Origin of the sequence: Parvimonas sp. M20 (assembly GCF_035282425.1) — a bacterium.
In the GTDB taxonomy this organism is placed as follows: Bacteria; Bacillota; Clostridia; order Tissierellales; family Peptoniphilaceae; genus Parvimonas.
Genome location: NZ_JAYKBQ010000124.1, coordinates 1 through 287, shown reverse-complemented (window position 1 = coordinate 287; position 287 = coordinate 1). Strand labels below are relative to the sequence as shown.

Here is a 287-nt window from a genome sequence, read left to right as displayed (position 1 = left end):
CGCGAGCGCCTCCTGGATCGTCTGGCCGAACGTCTCGCTCTCGCCGGGGTGGACGAAGACGTCGAAGCTCGCCATCGCCTCCGCGAGCCGCTCGCCCGTGAGGTGCCCGAGGAACACGGCGCCGGGAAGCTCGCGCTCCAGCATCGGGCGCGAGGGGCCGTCGCCGACGACCACGAGGCGGACGCCCGGGATGCCGACCAGCGCCCTCAGGTCGTCGACCTGCTTCTCCGGCGCGAGCCGCCCCACGTAGCCGACGATCACGTCGTCGCCCGCGACCGCGGCGCGCA

General features: G+C 74.6%; 1 protein-coding gene. It reads right to left on the bottom strand.

The window, feature by feature from the left end:
* Nucleotides 1-287, bottom strand: a 287-nt coding sequence (locus tag VJI93_RS08665) for a glycosyltransferase (RefSeq protein WP_324009298.1), incomplete at both ends; no start/stop codon positions are given.